At 61.1% G+C, this 26,601-nt stretch carries 24 protein-coding genes, 2 tRNA genes and 1 pseudogene; 9 read left to right on the top strand and 18 right to left on the bottom strand.

Features of this window, described 5'->3' with window-relative positions; genetic code table 11:
- Positions 1–96: 96 nt before the first annotated feature.
- The gene (rdgC, locus tag DQ397_RS06390; RefSeq protein WP_043215562.1) at positions 97–1,017 is read right to left on the bottom strand and encodes a recombination-associated protein RdgC; all 921 of its coding nucleotides are present in this window, start codon (positions 1,015–1,017) and stop codon (positions 97–99) included.
- Between the two features lie 206 nt (positions 1,018–1,223).
- Between rdgC and DQ397_RS06385 the strand changes: the two genes are divergently transcribed.
- Both DQ397_RS06385 and DQ397_RS06380 read left to right on the top strand, forming a co-directional pair.
- Positions 1,224–1,299: transfer RNA gene (locus DQ397_RS06385), tRNA-Val, on the top strand.
- Positions 1,300–1,315: 16 nt separating this feature from the next.
- Positions 1,316–1,392: transfer RNA gene (locus DQ397_RS06380), tRNA-Asp, on the top strand.
- Between the two features lie 150 nt (positions 1,393–1,542).
- Here the strand turns inward: DQ397_RS06380 and map are convergent.
- Positions 1,543–2,334 carry a type I methionyl aminopeptidase gene (map, locus tag DQ397_RS06375; protein ID WP_043206668.1) on the bottom strand — a complete coding sequence of 264 codons (792 nt, stop codon included), beginning with the start codon at positions 2,332–2,334 and terminating at the stop codon, positions 1,543–1,545.
- 129 nt (positions 2,335–2,463) lie between these two features.
- On the opposite strand from map, the gene pcaQ reads away from it, so the two are divergent.
- The 5 genes from pcaQ to DQ397_RS06350 all read left to right on the top strand — a co-directional run bounded on the left by pcaQ (position 2,464) and on the right by DQ397_RS06350 (position 5,905).
- On the top strand, positions 2,464–3,396 hold the full coding sequence (gene pcaQ, locus DQ397_RS06370) for a pca operon transcription factor PcaQ (protein ID WP_043206687.1): 933 nt from the start codon (positions 2,464–2,466) through the stop codon (positions 3,394–3,396).
- A 205-nt stretch (positions 3,397–3,601) separates the two neighbouring features.
- Positions 3,602–4,348, top strand: coding sequence for an FKBP-type peptidyl-prolyl cis-trans isomerase (locus tag DQ397_RS06365; RefSeq protein ID WP_043206667.1), 747 nt, complete (start codon positions 3,602–3,604; stop codon positions 4,346–4,348).
- A 265-nt stretch (positions 4,349–4,613) separates the two neighbouring features.
- Entirely contained in the window at positions 4,614–5,054 is a 441-nt protein-coding gene (locus DQ397_RS06360) for a YkvA family protein (RefSeq protein ID WP_043206666.1), read from the top strand.
- A gap of 150 nt (positions 5,055–5,204) precedes the next feature.
- On the top strand, positions 5,205–5,540 hold the full coding sequence (locus DQ397_RS06355) for a helix-turn-helix transcriptional regulator (protein WP_043206665.1): 336 nt from the start codon (positions 5,205–5,207) through the stop codon (positions 5,538–5,540).
- A complete protein-coding gene (locus tag DQ397_RS06350; protein ID WP_043206664.1) occupies positions 5,537–5,905 on the top strand; it encodes a hypothetical protein in 369 nt (122 codons plus the stop codon). Before DQ397_RS06355 ends, DQ397_RS06350 begins: the two co-directional genes overlap by 4 nt.
- Positions 5,906–5,933: 28 nt before the next feature.
- Here DQ397_RS06350 and DQ397_RS06345 read toward each other — a convergent pair.
- Positions 5,934–7,088: pseudogene (locus tag DQ397_RS06345) on the bottom strand (EAL domain-containing protein); the annotation flags it as partial.
- A gap of 111 nt (positions 7,089–7,199) precedes the next feature.
- Positions 7,200–9,281, bottom strand: a complete 2,082-nt coding sequence (locus tag DQ397_RS06340; RefSeq protein ID WP_167358065.1) for a carboxy terminal-processing peptidase — start codon at positions 9,279–9,281, stop codon at positions 7,200–7,202.
- 142 nt (positions 9,282–9,423) lie between these two features.
- Here DQ397_RS06340 and DQ397_RS06335 point away from each other — a divergent pair, with 142 nt between their 5' ends.
- On the top strand, positions 9,424–10,386 hold the full coding sequence (locus DQ397_RS06335) for an NAD(P)H-quinone oxidoreductase (RefSeq protein WP_043206662.1): 963 nt from the start codon (positions 9,424–9,426) through the stop codon (positions 10,384–10,386).
- A 77-nt stretch (positions 10,387–10,463) separates the two neighbouring features.
- Here the strand turns inward: DQ397_RS06335 and DQ397_RS06330 are convergent, their stop codons facing one another.
- The 6 genes from DQ397_RS06330 to DQ397_RS06305 form a co-directional block, all read right to left on the bottom strand.
- Positions 10,464–11,117 (bottom strand): HAD family phosphatase, encoded by a 654-nt coding sequence (locus tag DQ397_RS06330; protein WP_043206661.1) that lies wholly within the window; start codon positions 11,115–11,117, stop codon positions 10,464–10,466.
- A gap of 11 nt (positions 11,118–11,128) precedes the next feature.
- Positions 11,129–12,118: an ABC transporter ATP-binding protein gene (locus DQ397_RS06325; protein ID WP_043206660.1), complete on the bottom strand. Its 990-nt coding sequence runs from the start codon at positions 12,116–12,118 to the stop codon at positions 11,129–11,131.
- A 1-nt stretch (position 12,119) separates the two neighbouring features.
- Positions 12,120–12,911, bottom strand: a complete 792-nt coding sequence (locus DQ397_RS06320) for an ABC transporter permease (protein ID WP_043206658.1) — start codon at positions 12,909–12,911, stop codon at positions 12,120–12,122.
- A complete protein-coding gene (locus DQ397_RS06315) occupies positions 12,901–13,740 on the bottom strand; it encodes an ABC transporter permease subunit (protein WP_043206657.1) in 840 nt (279 codons plus the stop codon). The genes DQ397_RS06320 and DQ397_RS06315 overlap by 11 nt, the downstream gene beginning before the upstream one ends.
- The gene (locus DQ397_RS06310; protein ID WP_043206656.1) at positions 13,737–14,543 is read right to left on the bottom strand and encodes an alkaline phosphatase family protein; all 807 of its coding nucleotides are present in this window, start codon (positions 14,541–14,543) and stop codon (positions 13,737–13,739) included. Before DQ397_RS06310 ends, DQ397_RS06315 begins: the two co-directional genes overlap by 4 nt.
- Positions 14,544–14,651: 108 nt before the next feature.
- The gene (locus DQ397_RS06305; protein WP_043206655.1) at positions 14,652–15,716 is read right to left on the bottom strand and encodes an ABC transporter substrate-binding protein; all 1,065 of its coding nucleotides are present in this window, start codon (positions 15,714–15,716) and stop codon (positions 14,652–14,654) included.
- A gap of 323 nt (positions 15,717–16,039) precedes the next feature.
- Here DQ397_RS06305 and DQ397_RS06300 point away from each other — a divergent pair, with 323 nt between their 5' ends.
- Complete coding sequence (locus tag DQ397_RS06300; RefSeq protein WP_043206654.1) at positions 16,040–16,753, top strand: UTRA domain-containing protein; 714 nt, start codon at positions 16,040–16,042, stop codon at positions 16,751–16,753.
- A 66-nt stretch (positions 16,754–16,819) separates the two neighbouring features.
- On the opposite strand, the gene DQ397_RS06295 is transcribed toward DQ397_RS06300, so the two are convergent.
- The 8 genes from DQ397_RS06295 to minC all read right to left on the bottom strand — a co-directional run bounded on the left by DQ397_RS06295 (position 16,820) and on the right by minC (position 26,520).
- Entirely contained in the window at positions 16,820–19,762 is a 2,943-nt protein-coding gene (locus tag DQ397_RS06295) for an RHS repeat-associated core domain-containing protein (protein WP_202959332.1), read from the bottom strand.
- 161 nt (positions 19,763–19,923) lie between these two features.
- Complete coding sequence (locus DQ397_RS06290) at positions 19,924–22,062, bottom strand: mechanosensitive ion channel family protein (RefSeq protein ID WP_043206653.1); 2,139 nt, start codon at positions 22,060–22,062, stop codon at positions 19,924–19,926.
- A gap of 44 nt (positions 22,063–22,106) precedes the next feature.
- Positions 22,107–22,271 (bottom strand): hypothetical protein, encoded by a 165-nt coding sequence (locus DQ397_RS24490; RefSeq protein ID WP_167358066.1) that lies wholly within the window; start codon positions 22,269–22,271, stop codon positions 22,107–22,109.
- 156 nt (positions 22,272–22,427) lie between these two features.
- On the bottom strand, positions 22,428–23,717 hold the full coding sequence (locus tag DQ397_RS06285; RefSeq protein ID WP_043206652.1) for a M18 family aminopeptidase: 1,290 nt from the start codon (positions 23,715–23,717) through the stop codon (positions 22,428–22,430).
- 123 nt (positions 23,718–23,840) lie between these two features.
- Positions 23,841–24,476, bottom strand: a complete 636-nt coding sequence (locus tag DQ397_RS06280) for an RluA family pseudouridine synthase (RefSeq protein WP_043206651.1) — start codon at positions 24,474–24,476, stop codon at positions 23,841–23,843.
- Positions 24,477–24,591: 115 nt separating this feature from the next.
- Positions 24,592–24,846 carry a cell division topological specificity factor MinE gene (minE, locus tag DQ397_RS06275; protein ID WP_043206650.1) on the bottom strand — a complete coding sequence of 85 codons (255 nt, stop codon included), beginning with the start codon at positions 24,844–24,846 and terminating at the stop codon, positions 24,592–24,594.
- Between the two features lie 3 nt (positions 24,847–24,849).
- The gene (gene minD / locus DQ397_RS06270) at positions 24,850–25,662 is read right to left on the bottom strand and encodes a septum site-determining protein MinD (protein ID WP_043206649.1); all 813 of its coding nucleotides are present in this window, start codon (positions 25,660–25,662) and stop codon (positions 24,850–24,852) included.
- 96 nt (positions 25,663–25,758) lie between these two features.
- Positions 25,759–26,520 (bottom strand): septum site-determining protein MinC, encoded by a 762-nt coding sequence (minC, locus tag DQ397_RS06265; RefSeq protein WP_043206647.1) that lies wholly within the window; start codon positions 26,518–26,520, stop codon positions 25,759–25,761.
- Between the last annotated feature and the right edge of the window lie 81 nt (positions 26,521–26,601).

Here is a 26,601-nt window from a genome sequence, read left to right as displayed (position 1 = left end):
TCGCAGCTTCAAGCTCCAAGCCTTAAGTGAAGCAGCACGGTGCTGGCCGCACCGCGCTGTCGCTTTTGACTTTCTTCTTGCAGCTTGTGACCGCTCTTAGACCCCCTGCGGGATCTCCTCGCCACCCAGGGCTTCGAACAGCGCCGGCAGGAACTCGGTGAAGGTCATCATCATCAGGGTGAAGCTGGCATCGAACTGTTGCTGAGCTTCTTCCCCGCCATCCTGCTCGGCTTGCTCTTGCAGCAACTCCTCGAATTTCAGGCGCTTGATCACGGTCTTGTCGTCGAGCACGAACGACAGCTTGTCCTGCCAGGCCAAGGCCAACTGGGTGACTACCTTGCCGGTGCCCAGATGGAGCTGGATCTCTTCGCTGGCCAGATCCTGACGCTTGCAACGAACGATGCCGCCGTCCTCGTGGGTATCGCGCAGCTCGCACTCGTCCAGGACGAAGAAGTCTGGTGCAGGTGCTTGAGACTTGACCCAGTCGGTCATGGTCGCGCTCGGGGCGATCTTCACGGTGACCGGACGCACCGGCAGCGAACCCATGACTTCACGCAGGGTCGACAGCAGGTCTTCAGCGCGCTTGGCGCTGGCCGAATTGACCAGGATCAGGCCTAGGCGCGGGGCGATGGCGGCGAAGATCATCGAACGGCGGATGAAGGCACGGGGCAGGAACGATTGGATGATGTCGTCCTTGATCTGGTCGCGCTCCTTCTTGTAGACCTTGCGCATCTGTTCGGTCTCGATCTCCTCGATCTTTTCCTTGACCGCATCGTTGACCACGCTGCTTGGCAGGATGCGCTCTTCCTTGCGCGCGGCGATCAGCAGGAAGTCACCGCTGACGTGCACCAGAGGAGCATCCTCGCCCTTGCCGAATGGGGCGACGAAACCGTAGGTGGTCAGCTCCTGGCTGGCACAAGGGCGGGCCGGCTTGCTGGCCAAGGCGGCTTCCAGCGCCTCGGGTTCGAACGGGATGTCCTGGGTCAGGCGGTAGGTCAGCAGGTTCTTGAACCACATGAGGGGGAATCTCTCCTTAATGCATAAGGCGGGCATTATTCTCCGAGGGGCGGTCACAGGCCAACCCTGTCAGAGGGCCACCAGACACTTATTCATAAGGAAAAGCCTGGTTGTGCTAGGTCTTTGAAAGATCTGAAAAATTTTTTTAAAAAAGTGCTTGCCAGGGTGGCAGGTCCTCCGTAGAATGCGCGCCACACCGAGACGTTGGGTGATTAGCTCAGCCGGGAGAGCATCTGCCTTACAAGCAGAGGGTCGGCGGTTCGATCCCGTCATCACCCACCACTTCTCGATGTTTAGCGCAGCGGTAGTTCAGTCGGTTAGAATACCGGCCTGTCACGCCGGGGGTCGCGGGTTCGAGTCCCGTCCGCTGCGCCATATTCCAGCTTCCAGGGCCCACTGAACACCCGGAAGCCACAAAAAAAGCGACCTTAGGGTCGCTTTTTTTGTTTCTGCTCTTCTCATCCAGGCTTCGCGAGCGTTGGCGCTCGGCATCGTGATTGGGGCGCCCCTTACGCCCCTTCCCGGTCAAGCCATCGCGGTTGCCCAGGCCTTTTCTTCCTCGCGCAGCGTCAGCACTTCCACGCCAGTCTCTGTCACGGCCACGGTATGTTCCCACTGGGCCGACAGCGAATGATCGCGGGTAATCACGGTCCAGCCATCGCGCAATGTACGCGTACCGCGCCCACCTTGGTTGATCATCGGTTCGATGGTAAAGACCATGCCTGGCTTGAGTTTCATGCCCATGCCCGGCTGGCCGAAGTGCAGCACTTCAGGGCCTTCGTGCATTTGCTGGCCGATACCATGGCCGCAGTACTCCCGGACCACGCTGTAGCCTGCCGCCTCGGCATGAACCTGGATGGCATGGCCGATATCGCCGAGGGTTGCGCCGGGGCGTACCTGGGCGATGCCTTTCCAGAGCGCCGCATAGGTGGTATCCACCAGGCGCCGGGCGTCATCGCTGACCTGGCCGAGACAGTACATTTTCGATGAGTCGGCAATATAGCCGCCCTGTTCCAGGGTGATGTCGACGTTGATGATCGACCCCACCCTAAGCACCTCATCGGCCTTTGGCATGCCATGGCACACCACATGGTCCACGGAGGTGTTCAGCGCATAGGGAAAGCCGTACTGCCCCTTGCTCGCCGGCCGCGCTTTGAGCGTCTGGACGATGAAGGCCTCGGCGCGGTCGTTGATCTGCAGGGTGGTCACGCCAGGGCGAATGAAGCTGTCCAGGTCAGCGAACACCTGGGCCAGCAGTTGACCTGCCCGGCGCATGAGGTCGAGTTGGGCCGGGGTCTTGAAGATCACTTGGGACATGGGCAAGGCTAGGATCACAATGGCAAAGAGTCGCCAGAATAGCCCTACGGACGATACATGCGCCACCGCTTGCCAGGGAGGGCGAACAGGTGCTTGAAGCGCGAGGCCCGAAGCTGCAAGCTGCCGGGCATGAACCTCGATACCCGCATCAAGTACCGCCATCTGTTGTGTTTTCTGGAGATTGCCCGCCAGGGTAGCCTGGCCAGGGCTGCCGATGTATTGGCGATCAGCCAGCCGGCGATATCCAAGACGTTGCGCGAGCTCGAAGAGCTGCTCGAAACCCGCCTGTTCGAGCGCACCCGGCAAGGCGCCGAACTGACCGCCGCTGGCACCTTGTTCATGCGTTACGCCGGGCCCAGCGTCCACGCTCTACGTGAAGGCGTGGGAAGTGTGCGCGGCGAGGCGCGGGCGCCGTCGCAGGTGCGCATCGGTGTGTTATCGACGGTCGAGAGCCTGCTCATGCCGGAGGTGCTTTGCCGGCTACACCAGCGGCATTCGGCATTGGTGATCGAAGTGGTGACTGGTGCCAGTGCTCAGCTGCTTGGGCAGTTGCGTCTGGGTGAGCTGGAGCTGGTCGTAGGGCGTATGACCGACAGCCCCCAGATTCAGGGGTTGTCCTTCGAGCATTTGTACAGCGAGTCGATGAGTTTGGTGGTACGGCCCGGCCATCCTTTGCTGGCGCGCCACCCCGTCGAACGCGCGCGGGTTGGCGACTACCCGCTGGTCCTGCCGCCCCAGGGCACGACCATCCGCCAGCACGCCGACAGCTTGTTCGTGCAGTGCGCGATCCAGATGCCAGCCCAGCGCCTGGAGACCTTGTCCTTGGCCTTGAGCCGTCGTTACCTGCTCGGCAGCGATGCGGTCTGGGTGGCGCCGCGTGACGCGGTCTTGATCGACCTGGGGCGTGGCGAGCTGGTCGAGCTCGATCTCGGTGTACGCGAGCCTGGTGGTTCGGTGGGTATCTGTCGTAATGCCGCGTTGCCCCAGGGTGTGCCTGGACAATGGGTATGCGAGGTGATGCGTGAAGTCGCAGGGCAGTACCGGGATGGCCTGTATCCGTGAGTGTGCAGGCCTTTGGCCATGCCGGAGGTGCACGGGCAGCTCGAATCTGACGTACGTAGGGACAATGACACCTTCAATTGATCGGAAATATCCGTGAACTTATCGGACATTCCCTGCTCTCATGCCGGTAGCCATTGGTCACGGCCGCCTGCTAAGCTCGCGGCTTTACCTGATTGCCCTTATGGCGCATGAACAAGGAACTAGCATGAAACAGCATCGTTTGGCGGCTGCGGTTGCCCTGGTTGGCCTGGTCCTGGCGGGCTGCGACGCTCAGACCAGCAGCGTCGAGCTGAAGACTCCGGCACAGAAAGCCTCCTACGGTATCGGCCTGAACATGGGCAAGAGTCTGGCTCAGGAAGGCATGGAAGACCTTGATTCCAAAGCAGTAGCTCTCGGTATCGAGGATGCGGTTGCCAAGAAAGAGCAACGCATCAAGGACGAAGAGTTGGTCGAGGCGTTCACCGCGCTGCAGAAGCGCGCCGAAGAACGCCTGGCCAAGGCCAGCGAGGAAGCGGCTAGCGCCGGCAAGAAATTCCTCGAAGAAAACGCCAAGAAGCCAGGCGTGGTCACCACTGCGTCGGGCCTGCAGTATGAAGTGGTCAAGAAAGCCGACGGCCCGCAGCCCAAGCCTACCGACGTGGTGACAGTCCACTATGAAGGCAAGCTGATCGATGGCAAGGTCTTCGACAGCTCCGTCGAGCGCGGCAGCCCGATCGACCTGCCTGTCAGCGGTGTGATCCCAGGCTGGGTAGAAGGTCTGCAACTGATGCACGTCGGCGAGAAGTACAAGTTGTACATCCCGGCTGACCTGGCTTACGGCGCCCAGAGCCCGAGCCCGCTGATCCCGGCCAACTCGGTCCTGGTGTTCGACCTGGAACTGATCGGTATCAAGGATCCGTCCAAGGCAGAAGGCGAGGCCGAGGCTCCGGAAGCTGAAGCACCTGCCAAGTAATCGCGCTGTTCACAACGCCCCGTCTCGACGGGGCGTTGTCGTTTCTGGGGTTTGACGAAGGCGAACCTCGGCGCGGCTGTACGGTCGTAGCAGGAGTAGGGCAGCCCCGTAGCAAAACGTTTGCGGTTATGAAACGACTGTGTAAAAAACGCCCGATCTGAGCGAGACCCTTGCCCAGTGGGCGCCTCGCGTCGGAAACTGCACCCTGTTCACAAGGTTATCCACAATAAATGTGGATAACCTTCCCTGCCGATATGGAGGCCTCATGAGCGCACCCTGGAATTTTGCCCGCTTCCTGCCCTTGGCGGAGCGTCTGCTCAGCCGTGGCCGTCTGCCAGCCCTGTTGTTCGCCGTCGCGCGCAAGGGGCCGAAGCTGGGCCAATTGCGTGAGGATGTGCGTCTGCTGCAGGCCCTGTGCCTGGCGTGGTGGCGTGGTGAGTACCGGGCCATCAGCCCCAAGGCGCTGGTCACGGTGGTGGCTGGCCTGCTGTACTTCGTAAGCCCGCTGGACGCCATTCCCGATTGGCTGGTGGGCGTTGGTTTTCTCGATGACATCGCCGTGCTCGGCTGGGTGCTCAAGACCGTGGCCGATGAGTTGAACCGCTTCAAGGCCTGGCGCGACAGCCAGGCGCCCGAGCGGCTGAGGGTGGTGGAACGGCTGCCGGATTCCCCTGAAAGCCTGCGCCTGGAGCGTCGCGCCCCCTGAGGATGGCACCGGATTCCTTGCCTGAACCTATTTCGTCATGCAAAACGCTGATCTGCCCGACCTGCACAGACGCCCGCGCTTGGACATATAATTGGCATAAGGATTATGCCTACGGATTACATGCTGTAATCCTACGTAAAGGGGGTTGTAATGGGTATTCAGGTCATCAGCCGGGACGGTCAACCCGAGTACGCCGTAGTTCCCTGGGAGCAATATCAGGCGTTGCTCAAGGCGGCCGGGCAGGCGCCTGCAAGCGTTGAACCAAAAGCCACTGTGGCTGCCCAGGCGCCGAGCCTGGCATCGTTGAGCGATTTGACGCGATTGCGTGAGGCCAAGGGGCTGGCGCCGGAACAACTGGCACGCAATGTCGGTATCAGCCCGGCCTATCTGGGCATGATCGAGTCCGGCGAGCGCCAACCAGACGCTGCGATCCTGCGCAGCCTGGCCTGGCATCTGGGTATCGCGGGCTGGAGCGAGCCATCATGAGCCAGGTCAGGATCAGCCGACAGCATTGGGAGAGCCTGCTGGGCGAACTGGATGTGGCCCGGCGTCAACGTCACCTGCTCACGTACCGTGCCTTGATCGAACGCCTGCAGCTTCCCAGCCCGGCCATGCAGACCTTGACCGCTGCCCTGGAGTACCTCGCTGTCCTCGATGCCCGTGCCGATCAGCCATTGCGCAGCTCGTTGGTGATCAGCCAAGGTGCTAGCCGCCTACCGCGTACCGGCTTTTTCGAGTGTGTCGAGCGCCTGGGGCGTTTCTCCGGGCCAGTCGATGGTCTGGAAGCGGCGTCTTGGCATGCCTCCGAAGTGGTACGGGTGTTCGAGTACAGCTATCCGGAACACGCCTGACGCAGCAGCACATTCAGGCTGCGGTCTGCTCGGTGATCAACCTCAGCAGGTCCAGTACGCGTCCTATGCCCTGATAACGGCCGTTGTGGGTGATGACGAAGTCCTCATCGAGGCGTTGGCGAACCCGGCTGGTGATCAGGCGGCTGGCCTGGCGTAGTGAGTGCAGACGCTCCATGGCCAGAAACTCTACGCTCATCAGTTGCGCAACCGCCTTGCCCGGAGTGATCAACAAGTCCTGGCGATGGATAAGGCCGCAGGGTCTGCCATGATCATCCAGCACAGCCAGGGAATTGACCCCGGCGCAGGCCTTGAAGGCATCGAGCACCTCTTCAATCTCGCTATCAACCCTCACTGCCCGCTGCTCGATCAGCAACGCGCGCAAATCGTCAGGCCTGGCCCTGGCGGCAGGCGCCTCGCTGTCCTTCTGCAACAGCGGCTGGAAGTCTTCGCGTAGCGGATACTCCTGTGGGCGGCCGAGCAGATAGCCCTGAACCAGATCCACGCCCATTTCCCCAAGTACCGTCAGTTCTTCGGCCAGCTCGATGCCTTCGGCGATCACTTGGGCCTTTGAGGCGCGGGCGATCTGCAGGATGGAACCAACGAATTCGCGCTTGAGAGGGTCCAGGTGGATACCGTCGATGAAATGCCGATCGATCTTCACGTAGTCTGGTCGCAGCTCCGACCACAGCCGCAGGCTGGAATAGCCTGCGCCCAAATCGTCCAAGGCGATGGAGAAGCCCATGTCGCGGTAGTGGTGCAAAGCGTTGGACAACAACTGGAAATCGTCGGTCGGGGTGTGTTCGGTCAGCTCGATGACCACTCGGCTCGGCGGCAACCCGACTTGCTCCAATAGCTTGAGGGTGCGACCGGAGGGGTAGTTGGGTTCGAGCAGTGACTCGGGTGAGACGTTGAGAAACAGCTTGCCCTCCAGTGCCTGGTCGCAGAACTGCCGGCAGGCACTGTCGCGGCAGGCTTCTTCCAGTTCAGTGAGGCGACCGGCCTGATGGGCGATGGCGAACAGGTTCAGGGGCGCGTGCAACGGGCTGTTGGAGGGGCCGCGACTGAGTGCCTCGTAACCAAGGACGCGGCGTTCGGAAAGACAGATGATCGGCTGGAACAGGCTGTGGATGCTGCGTTGAGCCAGGATGGCGCTCAATGCGCTGAGCTGTTCGGTGACGGTCATGGACTGCTTCCTGAAAGAAAAAGGGCCGGGCGCTTGCGCGTCCGGCCCTTCTATTTCACGACAGCCGAATGACTATTTGATGACAGGTCGCATTATTCTGCCATCACGCTCTCAGTGCTTGGCCACCTGCGAATTGAGGCTCAGGTAGTCGAGCAGGATGCGCCCTGTCTCGGACAGGTAGGCATCGTCTTCCGGCTTGGTGTCCTCGTCCTCGGTGGGCAAGGCGTCCTCGTCTTCCTTCTTGAGCTCTTTGAGTGGCTCTTCGCCCTTGGCTTTGCGACGGATGTTCTCCAGTGCCAGTTGCTTGGCTTCGATCTCGTCGTGGCGGGCGCGGCGCTCCTGCTCGTTGAGGCTGACGGTCTTTTCGTTCATCAGCTTCTGGGTCAGGGCCAGGCGATCGCGGATATAGGCGAACTCTGGATCCTTGGCGCTACGCGCATCGTGACGTGCCTTGAGCTCGGCCAGGAACGGCTTGAACGGGTCCACGGCCGGGCGCACGACAGGGCGGATGGTATCCCACGGCATGGCTTCGGGCAGGGCGCTTTCGCCGATTTCCTTGGTGTCGATGATCGACGGGTAGTCGATGTCCGGCAGCACTCCTTGGTGTTGAGTGCTCTGCCCGGAAACCCGGTAGAACTTGGCCAAAGTCAGTTTCAGCTCGCCATGATTGAGCGGCTGGATGGTCTGTACGGTGCCTTTGCCGAAGGTCTGGCCGCCGATGATCAAGGCGCGATGGTAGTCCTGCATGGCACCGGCGAAGATTTCCGAGGCCGACGCCGAGAGACGGTTGACCAGCAGGGCCAGCGGGCCTTTGTAGAAGGCGCCGGGATTTTCGTCCTCGAGCACGTCGACACGGCCGTCGCTGTTGCGCACCAGCACCGTCGGGCCTTTCTCGATGAACAGGCTGGTCAGCTCGGTGGCTTCCTGCAGGGAGCCGCCACCGTTGTTGCGAAGATCGATGACCACACCGTCGACTTTTTCTTTCTGCAGCTCAGTGAGCAGCTTCTTCACGTCGCGGGTCGTGCTCTTGTAGTCCGGATCGCCTGCGCGATAGGCCTTGAAGTCCAGATAGAAGGCCGGAATCTCGATGATGCCCAGCTTGTACTCGCGCCCATCCTGCTTGAGTTTGAGCACCGACTTCTTGGCAGCCTGCTCCTCGAGCTTCACCGCCTCGCGGGTGATCGACACGATCTTGCTGGTCTGGTCGTTGGGCGCGTTGCTGGCCGGGATGATCTCCAGGCGCACCACCGAGCCTTTCGGGCCGCGGATCAGCTTGACCACTTCGTCAAGGCGCCAGCCGACCACGTCGACCATTTCCTTGTTGCCTTGGGCCACGCCGATGATCTTGTCGGCAGGTGCCACCTGCTTGGTCTTGGCTGCCGGGCCTGCTGGTACCAGGCGCACGATCTTGACCTGGTCGTTGTCGCTTTGCAGCACGGCGCCGATGCCTTCGAGCGACAGGCTCATGTTGATATCGAAGTTTTCGGCGTTATCTGGCGACAGGTAGTTGGTGTGCGGATCGTACGACTGGGCGAAGGTATTGATGTAGGCCTGGAAGATATCCTCGGCACGGGTCTGGTCCAGGCGCGAAAGTTGGTTCTTGTAGCGCTTGGTCAGGGTTTCCTGGATCTGCTTGGGATCTTTGCCTGCGATCTTCTGACGCAAGACTTCATCTTTGACGCGCTTGCGCCACAGGTCGTCGAGCTCGGCCTCGTTCTTCATCCACGGGGCATCCTTGCGGTCGACCAGCAAGGTTTCGCGGGTGGTGAAGTCCATTTTGTCGACGCCCTTGTCCAGCTCCGCGAGCGCGAAGTCCAGGCGCGATTTCACGCGGTCCAGGTAGCGCTTGTAGATGGTGAAGCCAGGCTCCAGGTTGCCGCTTTTGAGGAAGTCGTCGAACTGGGTCTTCCACTTGTCGAACTGGGCGATGTCGGCGGCGGTGAAGTAGCTGCGCGAAGGATCGAGCAGCTTGATGTAGCTGTCGTAGATGATGATCGAACGGGCGTCGTCCAGCGGCGGCTTGCTGTAGTGGTGGCGCTTGAGCAGTTCCACTACGTTGAGACTGGCGACGATCTCGTCGCGGTCAGGTTGCAGGCTGTCCCACTTGTTGGCGGCCGATGCATTGCCGCCGAGCGTGAGACTGCCGAGGCCGATCATGAGGGCGAGGGCTGTGCTGGGCAGGAAATGCTTCATGCTGATTCGACGTAAAGGCAATTGATCACGCATAGTAGGCCGTCTTTTCCGTTCGCCGGCTCCAGGAGAGCCGGACGCATACTGCAAAAAGCCCGGGACATGGCGATCCCGGGCTCAGTCATGACTCAACTATGGAGGCACTGTGAAGGCATTGCAAGGCGTTGACGGACATGTGGCCTGGGTAGAAGCCGAGCGCCCGGCCTGTGATGCGGGTCAGGTCCGGATCCGTGTGGCTGCAGCGGGACTCAACCGTGCTGACCTGCTCCAGCGCGCAGGCTTGTACCCGCCGCCCCCCGGTGCCAGCCCGTACCTTGGCCTGGAATGCGCGGGAGTGATCGCGGAGGTCGGCCCGGGCGCCGACTGGCGTGTTGGCGACCGGGTTTGCGCATTGCTCGCAGGTGGCGGCATGGCCGAAGAAGTGGTGGTCGATGCCCGCCATGTCCTGCCGGTCCCCGAAGGCCTGAGCCTGCACGAGGCGGCGGCGATCCCCGAGGTGTATGCCACGGCATGGCTGAACCTGTTCCAGCTGGCAGGCCTGCGGGCCGGTGAAAAGGTCTTGGTGCATGCCGGGGCCAGCGGAGTGGGCTCGGCGGCGATCCAGCTGTGCAAGGCGTTCGGCAACCCCGTGTGGGTCAGTGTCGGCTCGCAGGATCGTCTGGCCTACTGCCAGGCGCTGGGGGCGGCCGGTGGCGTGGTGCGCAACGAGAATCTGGAAACACTGGAAGGTTTCGGCCCGTTCGATGCGATCCTCGATCCGGTGGGGGCCAGCTACGGGCCACTCAACCTCAAGCTACTGGCCCGGGACGGGCGTTGGGTGATCATCGGCCTGATGGGCGGGCGCAAGGCCGAGCTGGACCTGGCGCAACTGCTGGCCAAACGGGTGCAAGTCACAGGCTCCACGCTGCGCAACCGTGACGATACCTTCAAGGCTGAACTGCTGCGAGACCTGGGCCAGCAGGTGTGGCCGCTGTTCAGCGAAGGTCGGCTTTCACCGCAACTGGTGGACACCTACCCGGTGGCCTTTGCCGAGGCGGCGTTTGCGGAGCTGGCGAGCAACCAGGTGTCGGGCAAGCTGGTGCTGGTGATCGATCCTGCCTTGGTGTAAGCCGGGCTGGCCTGTTCGCAGGTAAGCCGCTCCCACTGGTGTTGTGGGAGCGTTTTTACCCGCGAACAGGCTGAAAATCAGCTCCAGCTCAGGATCGGCCACCCATTGATCTGCGCATGCTCACGCAACACCGGGTCCGGGTTGACCACATGCGGGTAGTCGACTTTCAGCAGCAGTGGCAGGTCATTGCGCGAGTCCGAATAGAAGCTGGCGCCTTCGAGGTTCTCCTGCTCTTGGTCCAGCCACTCCAGCAGGCGGGTGATCTTGCCTTCACGGTAGGTCAGCACGCCGTGGGTCTTGCCGGTGTACACGCCATTCACCGCTTCCAGCTCGATGGCCAGGTATTCGTCCACGCCCAGACGCGCCGCGATCGGTCCCACCAGGTGAGTTCCCGAGGCGGAGATGATCAAGATGCGGTCGCCACGCTTGCGGTGTTCGGCGATGCAGCGGCAGGCGTCGCCAAAGATGATCGGTTCGATCACGTCTTCGACCCAGGGCTCGATCAGGTGTTCGACCTCCTCGAGGGTACGTCCTGCTATCGGCTCCAGGCTGAAGGCCATGTACTCCTCCATCTGCAGGTGGCCTTTGCCATAGGCTTCCATCAATTCCTGGTCGCGTCGCAGGAATTCCTTGCCGTCGACCCAGCCCAACTGAGCCATCTGCTTGCTCCACAGCGAGGCGCAATCACCGTGGATCAGGGTTTCGTCCAGATCGAATATTGCCAATGCCATTGTTGTTCTCCTTAGGCCACTTCTCGTAGCGCCGTGGGGTCGATCGACAGGGACACCCGCTGGCCATCGGCATGCAGGTCGGCCGATGAGCGGTTGAGTACGTCCACCACCAGTTCCACGCCACGCACCTGCACCCGGTAGCGGATGACGTTGCCCAGCAGGCTGTGGCTGCGAACCTGGCCTTCGAGCTCGCCGTCCAGGTGCAGGCTGATGGCTTCCGGGCGGATCGCCAGGCGGGCGGCCACCGGGCGTTGCAACAGGCGGCTGGCGGCGTCCGGGTCGAGCAGGTTGTAGTTGCCGATGAAACCTGCGGCGAACAGGTCCACGGGTGCTGTATAGAGGGTTTCGGCATCGCCGCTCTGGACAATGCGTCCTTGGTTCATCAGGAAGATTCGATCGGACATCGTCAGCGCTTCTTCCTGGTCGTGGGTGACGAAAATGGTGGTCAGCCCCAGCTCGCGCTGGATCGCGCGGATCTGCTCGCGCAGGTGCTTGCGGATACGCGCGTCCAGGGCCGACAGTGGTTCGTCGAGCAACAGCAGACGAGGGCGGGTCACCAGCGATCGGGCCAGGGCCACGCGCTGGCATTGACCACCGGAGAGCTGGTGCGGATAGCGCCCGGCAAAACTGCCCAGCTCCACCAGCTCCAAAGCCTCGAGAACCCGGGCCTTGCTCTCGTCGGCCTTGGTCTTCTGCATGCGCAGGCCGAAGGCGACATTCTGCTCCACGGTCATGTTGGGGAACAGCGCGTAGCTCTGGAAGACCATGCCGATGCCGCGCTTCTGCGGGCTGACGGGCACCAGGTCTTGGCCATCGAGCAGGATCCGGCCACTGTCCACGGGGGTGAGGCCGGCGATGCAACGCAGCAGGGTCGACTTGCCGCAGCCGGATGGACCCAGCAGTGTGACGAACTCGCCGCGTTCGATCTGACAGTCGATGTCGTGGAACACCGGGCTGCCGGCATAGCTTTTGTGCAGTTTCTGTACGCTGACGAAGCTCATGTCAGGATTTGTCCTTGTTCAGGCGATTGGCGACCCAGGTCAGCACCAGCACGAAGGCGAAGTAGGAGATTACCAGTGCACTGTTGAAATGGCCGCTGCTGTTGCGCATGTTGTTCAGGTACACCTGCAAGGTCTCGTAGCGTGTACCCACCAGCAGGTTGGCGAAGACGAACTCGCCGAACAGGAAGGAGAACGACAGCAGCAGTGCCACCATCAGGCCCTTGCGCAAGTTCGGCAGCACCACCAGGAACGCTGCCTGCCAGGTGCTGGCACCGAGCAGTTGGGCGGCGTCCATCAGGTCGCGCAGGTTGATCGCCTGCAGGTTGTTGGTGATCGCCCTGTACATGAAGGGCAGGGCGATGGTGAAGTAGCAGCCGATCAGGATCCAAGGCGTACCGACCATGGCCATCGGGCCGCTGCCATACAGCTGCAGCAGGCCCACCGAAGACACCACCGGTGGCACGGCGAACGGCAGGAGGATGAGGATATTCATCAGCGCGTCCAGCCGCGGAAAGTGGTAATGCACCACGAACAGCAAAGGCAGGATCAGCACCACCGATAGCACCAGCGCACCTACGCACACCAGCAGCGACTGGCCGAAGGCCGCGAGAAAGCGCGGCTCGCTCCACAACGCCAGGTACCACTTGAAGGTCAGGCCACTGGGCAGCAGGCTCGCCGACCAACTGGTGGCCAAGGAGTAGAGCAGGGTGCCGGCCAGCGGCAACAGCAGGATGATGAACAACAGGTACACCACGACCCGGTGATAGAGGCTGGTTCGAGGTTCAGCGCGCATGGTAGCTCCTCTTGAGCAGCCATTGATGGACCACGGTGACCAGTGTCATCAGCCCCACCAGCACCATGGCCAGGGCGCTGGCCAGGTTCGGATCCAGGGTGATGTCACCGGCCACCAGGGCGGCGATGCGGATCGGCAGTACGTTGAAGTTGCCGGTGGTCAGGGCGTAGACGGTGGCGTAGGCGCCCAGAGCGTTGGCCAGCAGGATCACGAACGTGCCCAGCAACGCCGGAGCCAGCACCGGCAGGCCGATGTGCCGCCAGAACTGCCAATGACTGGCACCCAGCAGGGCTGCCGACTCGCGCCAGTCTTCCCGCAGGGCGTCGAAAGCCGGGTAGAGCAGCAGCACGCCGAGGGGAATCTGGAAGTAGGTGTACACCAGGATCAGGCCGCTCTTGGAATAGATACTGAAATCCTCGAGCAGGCCCACCTGCTTGAGCAGCAGGGTCAGGGCGCCGTTGAAGCCGAGCAGGATGATGAAGGCGAAGGCCAGCGGTACGCCAGCGAAGTTACTGGTCATGTTGGCGAAGGCACTGACGAAATCACGCAAGCGTGAATCCACCTGGCGCAGGGAGTAGGCGCCGAGGGTCGCGATGACGATGCCGAACAGGCTCGACCAGAAGCTGATTTCCAGACTGCGTTGCAGCGCCTGCAAGTAGAACTTCGAGGCGAAGACCTTGCTGAAATTGGCAAGTCCCCAGCCGCTTTCACTCTGCAGGCTGTTGATGGCCACCCAGGCCAAGGGCGCGATCTGGAAAACAATGAAGAACACGGCAAACGGGAGCAGGCAGAGCAGGGCCAGGTAGCGGCCACGTTGGCTGGCATTCACTTGAGCAGCTCCCGGCAGACTGGCTTGTCATGTGGCGCGCCGAGCAGCTCGCAGATCGTGCCGCACAATTCGGTCTGCAGGGGCGTGGCCGCAGGGTCCAGGCTGAATGCCTCGCCGAACACGAACAACGGCACTTCGCGCTCCTCGGCCAGCAAACCATTGTGCGAGCGGTCGTTGTTCATGCCATGGTCGGCGGTCACCAGCACCTGATAGCCCTCCTGCAGCCACAGCGGTAGGTAGTCGGCCAGCAGGATGTCGGCGCTGCGAGCGGCATTGCGGTACTGGCTGCTGTCCAGGCCATGGCGGTGCCCGGCGTCATCGATGTTCATCGGATGGACCAGCAGGAAGTTCGGCGCATGGCGCCGACGCAGGTACTCGGCATCGGCCAGCAAATGCGAGTCAGGGTAGTGGTCGGCGTAGTAGAACAGGCCGTGTTGGATCGGCAGCTTCGGCGCGTGGGTGTGACGGTCGCGCAACGGGTCGAAGGGCGAGCGGTTGTACAGCTCGCTAAACCAGTGATATGCCGCCGCCGCGGTCCCTAGGCCCGCTTCTCGGGCATAGTGGAAGACACTGCGTTGGGTGGACAGACGATTGATGTTGTTGTGCACGATGCCGCTGTCGATGGGCGGGACACCGGTGAGAATGCATTCGTACAGCGGGCGTGACAGCGATGGCAGCTCGCACTCTACGCGGTACAGGGCGGCACGGTCGGCCTCGACATAGGCATGCAGATGACCCATGGCGTGGTGGGCCACCTGATGGTTGAGGCCGTCGAGCAGGACCAGGATGACGTTGTGTTGCATGGTGGCTCCCAGTGGAGCTGCAAGCTGCAAGCTACAAGCGACAAGAAGAAGCAGGCATGTCGATCACCTGCTTTGACTTGAAGCTTGCAGCTTGGCACTTGAAGCTTTTTATTCCATCTCGATGATCACTTGCTCTTGCCACATCTGCGGCAGCTTTTTGGAAGTGGCCTCCCAGGCCTCGGCATTCTTGATCGGTTGGGCGGCGCTGTACTGCTCGTTCGGCAGCAGCTTGGCCTGCACTTCGGCCGGCAGCTTCAGGTGCTCGGCGCGAATCGGACGGGCGTGCCCGATGGCCAGGTTGGTCTGGCCGGCATCACTGAAAATGTACTCACGCGTCAACTTGGCCGCGTTGGGGTGCTTGGCGTACTTGTTGATGATAGTGGTGTAGCCGGAGATCACTGAGCCATCGGACGGGATCAGCACCTCGAAACGCTTGGGATCGATCTGCTCCCGGTAGCTCAGACCGTTGAAGTCCCATACCACGCCGACTTCCACTTCACCTTTTTCCAGAGTCTGGATGGTCGGGTTGGCCAGCGACAGGCGCTTTTGCTGGGCGAGTTTGGTGAACAGTTGCAGGCCGGGTTGCAGGTTGCTCTCGTCGCCCTTGTAGGCGATGGCTGCGGCGAGCACGCCATTGGCGGCCTGGGCGGCGGTGCCTACGTCGCCGATGGCGACCTTGTACTTGCCTTTTTCCAGGTCGTGCCAGGTTTTCGGGCGTTCGCTTTCCTTGACCAGGTCCTTGTTGATGATGAACGCGATGGTACCGGTATAGGCCAAGGCCCAGTGGCCATCCTTGTCCTTGGCCCATTCTGGAACTTGATCCCACGTACTGGGTTTGTACGGTTGGGTCACACCTTTGGTGGCGGCGATGGGGCCGAAGGCGGCGCCCACGTCACCGATGTCGGCACTGGCATTGTCCTTCTCGGCATCGAACTTGGCGATCTCCTGGGCCGAGCTCATGTCCGTGTCGCTGTGCTTGAGACCGTATTTACTGGCAAGGTCCGCCCAGGTGCCTTTCCAGTTGGCCCAAGCATCGGGCATGCCCACGCTATTGACGGTGCCTTCCTTGCGAGTGGCCTCTTCCAGGGCCTTGAGATCGGTATCGGCGGCCATGGCCGAGGTGCACAGGGCGATGGCCGAGCCCAGCAGTGACGCCATGAAGAACTTTTTCATCCGAAGCTCCTTTGGTTGGGCCTTGCAGTGTTGTTGTAGGAAAACCGTTCGTTTGCGAACCTTTGGTCTAGGTCAGCAATCCTCGAGCCAAGGTAGGCCGGTTGCGTGACAGTTTGATGTACGAGCAGGCCCGCAACCCTGCGATGCAGGCCCTGGCACTACAGCGTAGACCAGATCGCAGGCCTTTATTCGCAAGGCCTTGCTCGTTTCCTAGGCCAGCACTGGTAGTCTTTGTCACAGGATGTTCATCACCCCTCCCTAGGCTTGCACTATTCTCCAATTGCCCAACATTGGGGCTGGACTAGTCCATACAGGTAACCTTGATGCACTCGACGCCACCGCGCGCGGTAACAGCCATCTGCCATGCCCTGCAAGAGCAGATCGAACACGGTCTGCTGGCGCCGGGCGGCAAGCTGCCGGCCGAACGCAAGCTCAGTGAGGTGTTCGACACCACACGTATCACCCTGCGCGAGGCCTTGGTGCAGCTGGAGGCACAGGGGCTGATTTATCGCGAGGAGCGGCGGGGTTGGTTCGTGGCGCCGGAGCGGCTGACTTATGACCTGATCGAGCGCAGCCACTTCCATGCCATGGTCCGAGAGCAGGGGAGGGTGCCCAGTACCGAGCTGCTGTCTGCTCGGTTGCAACCGGCCTCGGCGGCGATCTGTGCGCGGTTGCGCTTGCCGGCGTTGTCCAGCGTGGTGCAGATCTGCCGCTTGCGGCGCATCGACGGGCGTGCCGTGCTGTATGCCGAGCATTACCTGAACCCTAAGTATTTTCCTGGGATCCTGGAGTTGGATCTTGGTCAGTCGCTGACCGAGATCTATGCCAGAGCCTATGGGATCGCTTATGGCCGGGTATGCTTCGAGATCCTGCCGACCGCGTTGCCGGCTCCGGCTGCCGCAGCCCTCAAGGTCTCGGCGGGTAGCCCGGGGTTGCATGTCACCCGGGTCAACAGCGACCAGTATGGGCATCTGATCGACTGTGACCTGGAATATTGGCGTCATGACGCGATACGGATTCGGGCTGAGGCGGGGTGAGTTCAGGCATTGGGGTACCGCCGGTCTTGCATGCAGCAGACCGGCGGGGCCGGTTGTTGAGATCGCTTAAGTACGAAATTTTTTTTCGTACTTAACGTACAGTTCGTTAAGTTTATCCAGTTCGGCCAAGGCTGCCTGGTAAGGCTTCTCGACCTCCGATCTTCCCACCCATGCATCAGGGTTGAACGGGTCATTATTCAATGTAATGGAAAGCTCTCGTGGGCCATCGGGTATGAAAGGCCTCAACAGGCTTTTACGGCTGCGCATGCTGCTGAGCTTACCGAATTGCGCGTCTATCTTTGAGTAAATGGCATGAAGGGCACCTTTTGCATTCTCTACTTGAGCAGGTATTGCCCCGGCTACTGCATGTTTTGTGGTAACGGTTATTGATTTTTCCACTTCTGTGGCGACTTTTATCGCTTTTGATACGGGAAGGGTAAGAGGGTATTGTGGTAAACCCACGCCTGTCGCCACTTTGTTTGCATCGTTGGTCATTTGATCATCGGTTATTTTTTCACGGAGCTTTTCCATGGTTATTTCTTTTTCTAGGAAATGTTTGATTTTATGCCCAAGGCCGCCTTCGGCCGTTTCGTTTATTTTTTTTGTCATGTCGAGGTCTGGCGTCAACTCAGCCTGCGGGAGTATTTTCTCTGCCGCTTTCTTTACAACGGTTTTCCCGACGAGCCCTCCTACGCTAGCCCCCCAGGTTGTGCCTACAGCGGCTCCTGGAACGTTGGCGATAACCCCTCCTACAGCGCCTCCTATAGCCCCTCCCGCCGCACCGCCCAGGAGGCCGCCGGCCATGCCAATGGTCGTAGCGAGCGCTTCCAAAACGATCGACATCAACACGTAAATAATCCGGCTTTCGGTTTGGCTTCGCATATAATCTTGAATTTGAAGCCTGGTGTTACGGATCATACTGGGTGCGCTCTTCAGCGCTTGGAACTCATGGTAATACCCTTCGGCATTCAACCCGTTGTTGTCTTTTAAGGCAATGGGGTTGTTTCGTACCATTCGATAAAGATTAAGTCCATCGACCGTACCGGCAGGGTCTGCACTGAGCCAGCGCCCGACCCAGGGTTGGTAATACCGGTGACCGTAATAATAGAGCCCCGTGCCATCGCGTTCTTTCCCTGAATAACGCACGGTCTTGTAATCGGCTTCTGTCTGGCTGCGAGCGGCCCATACCGCAGAGCCGCCGTAGGGGTAGTACTCTTCATAGCTGATGATTTGACCGTCGCTATCGAGTTCGAGCCCGACGCTGTCTATGAGATTGGAATAGCCGTAGCGCAGCGAGTCATTGCTGACACTTGGCGGTGTGCCGGTTTCCCAGTGCAGTAATCGCACTTGAGCATTACCGGCTTCGCCGATGGTGATCACGTGAAGCAGTTCTTTTATCGCATCGTCCTTGGCACGGGCACGCATTTCCAACCCTGGCAAATAGAGTACATATCGGGTTTGGGCGCCTGCCTGTTGGATGCTGAACTTGGCGATGCGTTGGCCGTCCGCGCCGTAGCGATAGCTTTCCTGGCCAACAGCGCTGTCATCACCTGCCTGTGACACGAACTTGCCGAGCTGCCCGCGCGGTGTCCAATGAAGGGATTGGCCAGGTTGCAGTTGTAACTGATTGCCCGCTGCATCGAAGAGGGCATCGACCTTGGCAGGATCGTCGGCGAGAGTATGCAATACCGCCCGATTGCTGCGGTTGGACACTGTCATGTCCAGGGTATAGCTGTTGTTGGAGGCGGGTGCGCTGTGTGAGATACGCGTCAGGTTGCCAGCGCGATCGTATTGGTAACGACGTGTGTAGTTGGTGTAGGCCCCGTCGTTGGTCGGGAGTGGAATGGTGGGGGAGGGAGGCTTAGGGCCTTGGCGGGGCATATCGGCCATTTCACGGCCGCTGGCTGAGATCAGTTGATAGAGGCTGTCATATGCATAGCGATTGACCGGTACGATCTTCTGATTACGCCAGAACCGCGTCGCCTCCGCATCATTGTGCACACTCAGGATATTACCGACTGGGTCATATTCGTACCGTATGTCTTGCAGGACTTTCGCCTCGCTGCGCCCGGCACGTCGTTCGATCTTGCTGCCTAGGAGGCGCTGAGTCCGCTGTTCGTAGGTGTAGGTGGTAATGACGCCGTTGCCCTGTTCTTCCCGCAGCTTTTGTCCGAACGCGGAGTATTCCACAGCCTTCAAGATAACCCGCGTCGTTCCACCTTTCATGATCAGCCGAGTGCTACGCAGCATGCCCGCTATGTCATAGGCCTGGCATTGGGTATGGCCGAGCGCATCGCGTTGCTCGATGGAAGCTCCCGTCGCGTCGATACGATATGAGGTCGTGAACGCATCCGGTGCTAGTAGCTTGTCCCAGACTGCCGCGTCCTCTCCCTGCCAATCGGCTTCGGTGCCTTCCGCCAGCAACTTTTGGGTGGCGGAAAGTACGCTTGTGGCCAAGCCGGCGCTGTCCATCTGCCAACAACCTGCCGTGTCATAGTGGCGCACGCATCGGCCTGCAAGATTCTGATCCTTCGCAGTCTGGGTGTTGTCGCCCCAGACCAAGCGTTCTGTGATGCGCGGATTTGCTTCGGCGATATGCTCACTCACGTGTAGCAATCGCCCTGCAAGCGGTGGGGTTTCATAGTGCCAGCGATGGAGCACGCCTGTGGCGCCAATGCTCAGGCACTGGCGGCCGTGAACATCGTTGAGCGAGAGCGTGACGCCCGCGTCGGCACTGTCGCTACGCAGGACATCGCCCGTCAGCGAATTATGAAATTTGTAATTGGGTTGGGTCGTCGCGTCCACGGCTTGGCGTTCATGGAGGCGAGGATCGATGCTTTGCTCAAGCTGCGCAAGGGCGTTGAACCGGTGGCGGGTGATGCGTTCGTCGAGTTGTTCGGGTGTATCGGGATGGCGATGATAAGCGATATCGCGGATGCCTAATCCTCGGTTGTCTCGGACGGTGACCGTAGGCGTTCCGTTATGAAGTGAAAAGTCTATGTGTCCCAACTTGCAGTTACCTTGATCATGTTGATTTTTCGCCACCCCCAGAGGGGAGTGAAGAATCAGCTTGATTTGGCTGTATGGCTGACTGCTAGTCGGAAAGCGCTGTTTGACGTATCGGAAAAGCCGCCAGGCATGGCGGCATCCCCGTCGTACTCAGATGAGAATCAATCGGCGGTCGTGCCTCCACCCGCCGTCACCACCTGCACCGACAACCGTGGCGTCGCCAGATCCAGCCCGGCTTCATCGAGCTGGCGCTTCAAGGCCAGATTGAATGCCCGCGACACCTCCCATTGCTTGATAGGCGCCGTCTTGAACCGCGCCCGCAAGATGGCCGACCCTGATTCGAAGCTCTCTACCCCCTGCAGCTCCAGAGGGGACCAGATGTTGCGCCGCATCAGCGGGTCGTTGCGCAGCTTCTGCCCGACCTCGCGAATCAAGGTGATCGCTTGGTCGATCGCCATGCTGTGGGGAATGGCCACCCTGAAGATCGCGTAGCCGAATTCGCGCGAGTAGTTCTTGATGCTCTTGATCTCGCTGAACGGAATCGTATGCACGATGCCGTCGATGTCTCGCAGCCGCACGGTGCGTATGGTCAGGCCTTCGACCGTGCCCAGGTGACCACCGACATCCACATAGTCATCGATGGCCAAGGAGTCCTCGATGATGATGAACAGGCCGGTGATCAGATCGGCTACCAGCGACTGCGCGCCGAAACCGATCGCCAGGCCGATGACACCGGCACCGGCGAGCAGCGGAGTGACATTCATGCCCATGTTCGCCAGGGCGACGATCACCGCGATGATGAAGATCGCCACGAACATGACGTTGCGGATCAGCGGCATCATGGTTTGTGCGCGAGCGTTGGCCAGGCCCCGGCGTGAGCGCACCAGAGCGTGGTGTACCGCCGTGTCGGCCAGGATCCACACCAGCCAGGCTGCGATCATGGTTCCTGCCAGACCCACCAGGCGCATGCTCACTTCATGGCCATCGCCCTCGGCGAAATTGATCATCGACAGCCCCCAGACCCGTAGGCCCAGTTCGATGAACACCAACCAGATGAACAGGTGCACCAGAGCGTAGCCGAAGTTGCGCAGGCGCTCGGCGTATACCTCCTGGCGTCGGTTGGCGCGCTTGGGGTTGGCCGCGTGACGACGCACCAGGCCGTTGAGCACCATGCACACCACCACCAGCACGGTGCACATCAGCGACTGGCGCAGGGCCGTGCTGGTGTCACCGGCCGAGACGAACGTGGCGAACAACGAGACAGCTACCAAGAGCAGCGCCGGTACGAACCAGAAGCTGCCGAGGATCTCGATGGTGTCGCTCAGGGTTCGCCGGGTCAGGCGTCGGGACAACGGCTGGTTGCGAATCAAGTGAGCGATGGGGCGGCGAAAGCGCAGGATGAACAGGCCGGTGCACATCGCCGCCACCACATTGGCCAGTGTCGCCAGGGCATGGGCCAAGTGGCTGCCCAGGGCGGTCGTCATGCGCGGGTCGCTCATCGCCTCGCCGAACGCAGCGAAGCTGCCGATCAGCCACAGCGGGCGGAACGCCTGATGGCGCAGGATGTACAGGGCGCGATGACGGTGTGGGCCGTCGAGCAGTGAGAAGGCGATCACGCAGATCGCCGAGAACAGGGTGCCGACCACCAAGGCGTAGGCCAGGACCATGGCCAGTGATTTGCCCAGGGAAGAGGGCAGGGCGAAGCTCAGGTAGACCGTGAACACCAGTGCAACCATCCAAGGCCCCAGCTTGCGCAAGGCAAAGCGGACCAAGTCCCAGGTGCGCGGGTGTTGGGGCAGTTCTTCGGTCAGGCCGAAGCGCAGGCGCACGCGATGGCCGATCCAGTTGAAGGCATACGCCAGCAGGCTCCAGACCGCGATGATCGCCGCGAAGCCGAACAGGATCGCCGGCCATTGATGCACGGGAACGATCAGGGCCGCCAGCTCCTGCTGGGCCTGGTCGATTTCCAGGGACCAGCGCCGGAATGGGCTGGCGTCGCCGCTGAATTGCTTTTCCAGGTCGTGCAACGCGCCGCCGATCAGCCCGAGCACGCCCTGTTCGACGGTCGGTTGCGACTGTTTGGTGGCATCGCGCAGTTTTTTCAGGTCGGCCAGCAGCTTGGCGCGTTGCTGGTCGTTTTCCAGGTTCTTGATCACCTCATCGAGCGACTTGCCCAAAGGCTCGGTCGCCTCCGGCTGCGCTGGCGCGCTCGATCCGAGCAGGCTCGGCAGGCCCGCGGCCTGGACCGGGGTGATGAACAGGAACAACAGCAGGAACAGGCAGCGCAGGAGTGCAGGCACCGGGAAATCTACCTCAGGTCAAACGATTGACCGAGTGTAGAGGTTTATGAGGGCAGTTGCTCCAGGATCTTCCAGCAAGTGAGGCCGAAGATACCCAGGGTTCCGATCCACATCATCAGCACGCCGATATTGCGTTCGCGCAGGCTGAAACCAATGGTTAGCAGCAGCAGGAACAGGAAGACCGGCAGGAACAGCGACAGGAACGTCATGGACAGGAATCCTTCTGAAAGATAGGGCCATGCTTTAAGCATAGCGGCTCGGGACGCAGGCGAGATTGATCAAGGACAGGCATCGAGCATGCCGACAGGGCATCGGTGGGTGCTGGCGACGCCGGGAAAAGGGCCGCAAAGCGGCCCTTTGGCCACTCAGGGCAGTTCGCGGCTACGGTAGAACGCGGTGAGCACCTTCACCAGGTGCGCCAGGTCATGGCTGCCGCATAGCTCGCGGATCGAGTGCATGGCGAAGGTCGGCAGGCCGATGTCCACCGTGCGCACGCCCAGATGGCTGGCGGCGATCGGGCCGATGGTCGAGCCACACCCCATGTCGCTGCGTACCACGAAGCTCTGCACCGGCACTTCCTCGGCCATGCACAGGTGGCGGAAGAAGCCTGCGGTTTCGCTGTTGGTGGCGTAGCGCTGGTTGTTGTTGACCTTGATGACGGGGCCCGCGTTGAGCTTCGGCCCATGGTTGCCGTCGTGCTTGTCGGCATAGTTGGGGTGCACGCCGTGGGCGTTGTCGGCCGAGACCATCAGCGAGCGCTGGATGGTTCGCACATAGTCGTCGCCATCGGGCAGCAGGCGCTGCAGGGTCTGTTCGAGCATTGGACCGTCGGCGCCGCAGGCTGAGCAGGAACCGACTTCCTCGTGGTCGTTGCATACCAGTACGCAGGTTTCGTCGCTGTCCGCCGCCAACAGGGCCTGCAGACCGGCATAGCAGGAAAGCAGATTGTCCAGGCGGGCAGCAGCGATGAAGTCGCCATTGAGGCCGATCAGCGCAGCATCCTGTGTGTCGTAGAAGCTCAGCTCGTAATCCAGCACCACGTCGGCATTGAGGTCGTGCTCGCGGGCCAGTTGCTCGGTGAGCAGGGCCCGGAAGTCCACGCGCTCGTCACCGGCCACCTGGGCCAGGATGGGGGGCAGTTCGAGCTGAGGGTTGATCGCCCAGCCTTCGTTGGCGGTACGGTTGAGGTGGATAGCCAGGTTCGGGATCACCGCGATCGGCAGCTTGAAGTCCACCAGTTGGCTCTCGACCTTGCCGTCGCGACGGAAGGTGACCCGGCCGGCCAACGACAGGTCGCGGTCGAACCAAGGCGCGAGCAGCGCGCCGCCGTAGACCTCGACGCCCAGTTGCAGAAAACCGTGGCGCTGCAGTTCAGGCTGCGGCTTGACGCGCAGGCACGGGCTGTCGGTATGGGCGCCGACCATGCGGATACCGCCGAGCAATGGCGATTGCTTGCCCAGCTTGATAGCGATGATCGAGGAGTCGTTGCGGGTCACGTAATAGCGGCCACCCGGCACCGTCGCCCAGCTGTCGCGCTCGTCCAGGCGCTGATAGCCGGCGGCCTCCAGGCGTTGGGCGAGGCTCGCGGTCGCATGAAAAGGCGTTGGGGAGGCCTTGAGGAAATCGATCAGGCCAGCATTCAGGGAATCGCGCATAACTCACTCCGGTTCGAGCTTCAAGCTTTAAGCTGCAAGCTTCAAGCAAGAGCGGCAGCTTGGGCAAGTTCCACGCCATCCGCTTTGGCTATTTCTTGCAACTTGTCGCTTGAAGCTTGTAGCTCAAAAAGGTGCCGGGCACTCGAACTTCAACCGCTCGCCCGTCACCGGGTGGGTGAAGCTCAGCATGCTCGCATGCAGGCACAGTCGATCGTGGGCGGCCAGGGCTTGGGGGTTGGCGTACAGGCGGTCGCCCAGCAGTGGGTGGCCGATCGAGAGCATGTGCACGCGCAATTGGTGCGAGCGCCCGGTGATTGGGGTCAGCTCCACCCGGCAGTGATCGCCGCAGCGCTCGAGGATGCGCCAGAAGGTCAGGGCATGCTTGCCCTGTTCGTGGTCCACCACATGACGGGGTTTGGTCGGTGGGTCGTAGCGCAGGGGAAGATCGATGCTGCCGCTGTCCAGCGCCGGTTGACCCCAGCACAACGCGGTGTAGGCCTTTTCGGTCTCGCGGTCATGGAACTGTCGCGAAAGCTCGCGGTGGCTGTCGGCATCGCGGGCCAGCAGGATGATCCCGGAAGTTTCCCAATCCAGTCGATGAACGATCAGCGCATCAGGATAGCCGTTGTGCTGCAGGCGGGTGATCAGGCAGTCCTTGTTGTCCTCGGCGCGACCTGGCACCGACAGCAACAGTGTCGGCTTGTTGACCACCAGGATGGCAGCGTCTTCATGGAGGATCTGGACGTTCGACAGCGGCATTGCAAAGTCTCTTTGGAAAGCACTGTGGGAGCGGCTTGTCCAATGGTTGCGTCAGCCTGGGCTGGCACGATCATCGGACAAGCCGCTCCCACAGGGGCGACCCGAAATAGCTGGATCAGCGATCGGGCAGGGTGATGTTCAGCTCCAGGATCGAGCAGCTACCCTGGTTCTCAAGCTCGATATGCACGTCGTCGCTGCCGATGTTCACGTACTTGCGGATCACTTCCAGCAGTTCTTTCTGCAGGGCTGGGAGGTAGTCCGGCTCGCTACGCTGGCCGCGTTCGTGCGCCACGATGATCTGTAGACGCTCTTTCGCTACCGACGCGCTGCTTTGTTTCTGTCTGCCACGAAAGAAGTCAAAAAGGTTCATGGTTTACTTGCCTCCAAACAGGCGCGCGAAGAATCCTTGCTTCTGCACATCGATGAACCGCAGTGGCTTCTCTTTGCCCAGCAGGCGGTCGACAGTGTCGCTGTATGCCTGACCGGCATCGCTCTGGTCGTCCAGGATCACTGGAATACCTTGGTTGGAGGCCTTGAGCACGGCTTGGGATTCAGGGATCACACCCTTGAGCTTGATCGCCAGGATCTCTTCGACGTCGGCGATGCTGAGCATTTCGCCCTTTTCGACGCGCTCAGGATGGTAACGGGTGATCAGCAGGTGTTCCTTGATCGGCTCTTCGCCGTTCTCGGAGCGGCGCGACTTGCTCGACAGGATGCCCAGCATGCGGTCGGAGTCACGAACCGAGGAAACTTCCGGGTTGGTCACCACGATGGCTTCGTCGGCGAAGTACATCGCCAAGTGAGCGCCCTTCTCGATGCCGGCCGGGGAGTCGCAGATAACGAAGTCGAAGGACTCCTTGAGCTCCATCAGGACCTTCTCGACGCCTTCCTGGGTCAGGGCGTCCTTGTCGCGGGTCTGGCTGGCAGCCAGCACGAACAGGTTTTCCAGGCGCTTGTCCTTGATCAGGGCTTGCTGCAGGTTGGCTTCGCCGTTGACCACGTTGACGAAGTCATACACTACGCGGCGCTCGCAGCCCATGATCAGGTCGAGGTTACGCAGGCCCACGTCGAAGTCGACGATGACAGTCTTGTAGCCACGCAGTGCGAGGCCGGTACCGATAGCGGCGCTGGTGGTGGTCTTGCCCACACCCCCCTTGCCGGAAGTAACCACGAGAATCTTGGCCAAGGTGTTTCACCCCTAAATAAACGGGACGCGTGTCCCTGCAAATACAAAAAACGGCAACGGGAAAAAAGTTGCGCTAAAAATGCCGGCAAGTATCCGTTAAAGACGGGTGATGTTCAACACATCGCCGGACAGGCTGATCTGCACGCCAGCCCCCCACAGCGGGTCGCGACGCAGGTCTTCGCACACCTTGTACTGACCGGCGATGGAGACCATCTCCGCCGTCATCTGCTGGCAGAAGATACGGGCCCGGGTGTTGCCCTTGATGCCAGCAAGCGCGCGACCGCGCATGGCGCCGTACACATGGATGTTGCCATCGGCGAGAAGTTCCGCGCCGGGGCTGACCGAGGCAGTGACGATCAGGTCGCCGCCTTGGGCGTAGATCTGCTGGCCGCCGCGTACCGGCGTCGTGATGATGCGGGTGGGGCGCACTTCCGGTTCGGCCGGTGGTGGTGGCGGAGCTGGTGCGGGTTCGGGTTTCTTCACCTCGGGCTCCGGCTCCAATGGCCGCTCACGCGCACCGGAGGGCGGCAACACGGGCAGATCGATGGCGATCGCCGCGGCGATGTCCTCGATCCGGCTGGCGCGCACGGCCAGGGTACGCAGGCCATGGTGGCGACAGACGCGCATCAAGCCGGGCAGGTCGATCGTCCCACAGTCGGCCGGCAGCTTGTCCAGGGCCAGTACCAAGGGGGTATTGCTGAAGAAATTGGGGGCCTGGGCCACTTTCGCCGCCAGTTGCCGGTCGAGGGCTTCGAGGTCGTTGCGCGCCAGTTCCAGCACAGTGATGGCAAGCATGCTGCCTTTGAGCTGGAAGACGGGTGCGGTATCGGAGGTCGGGTTGAGGCTCATGGTCTGCATAGACGGCTTGTTGCGAAAAAAGTGCCCTGACTTATAACGATAAGACCCGTTGGCCGCAACCGCAGCCGAACCGATGTAGAA

Origin of the sequence: Pseudomonas sp. CK-NBRI-02 (assembly GCF_008124495.1) — a bacterium.
Taxonomy (GTDB): domain Bacteria; phylum Pseudomonadota; class Gammaproteobacteria; order Pseudomonadales; family Pseudomonadaceae; genus Aquipseudomonas; species Aquipseudomonas guariconensis.
The sequence above is the reverse complement of the archived record's forward strand: the minus strand, read 5'-3'. Positions and strand labels throughout refer to the sequence as shown.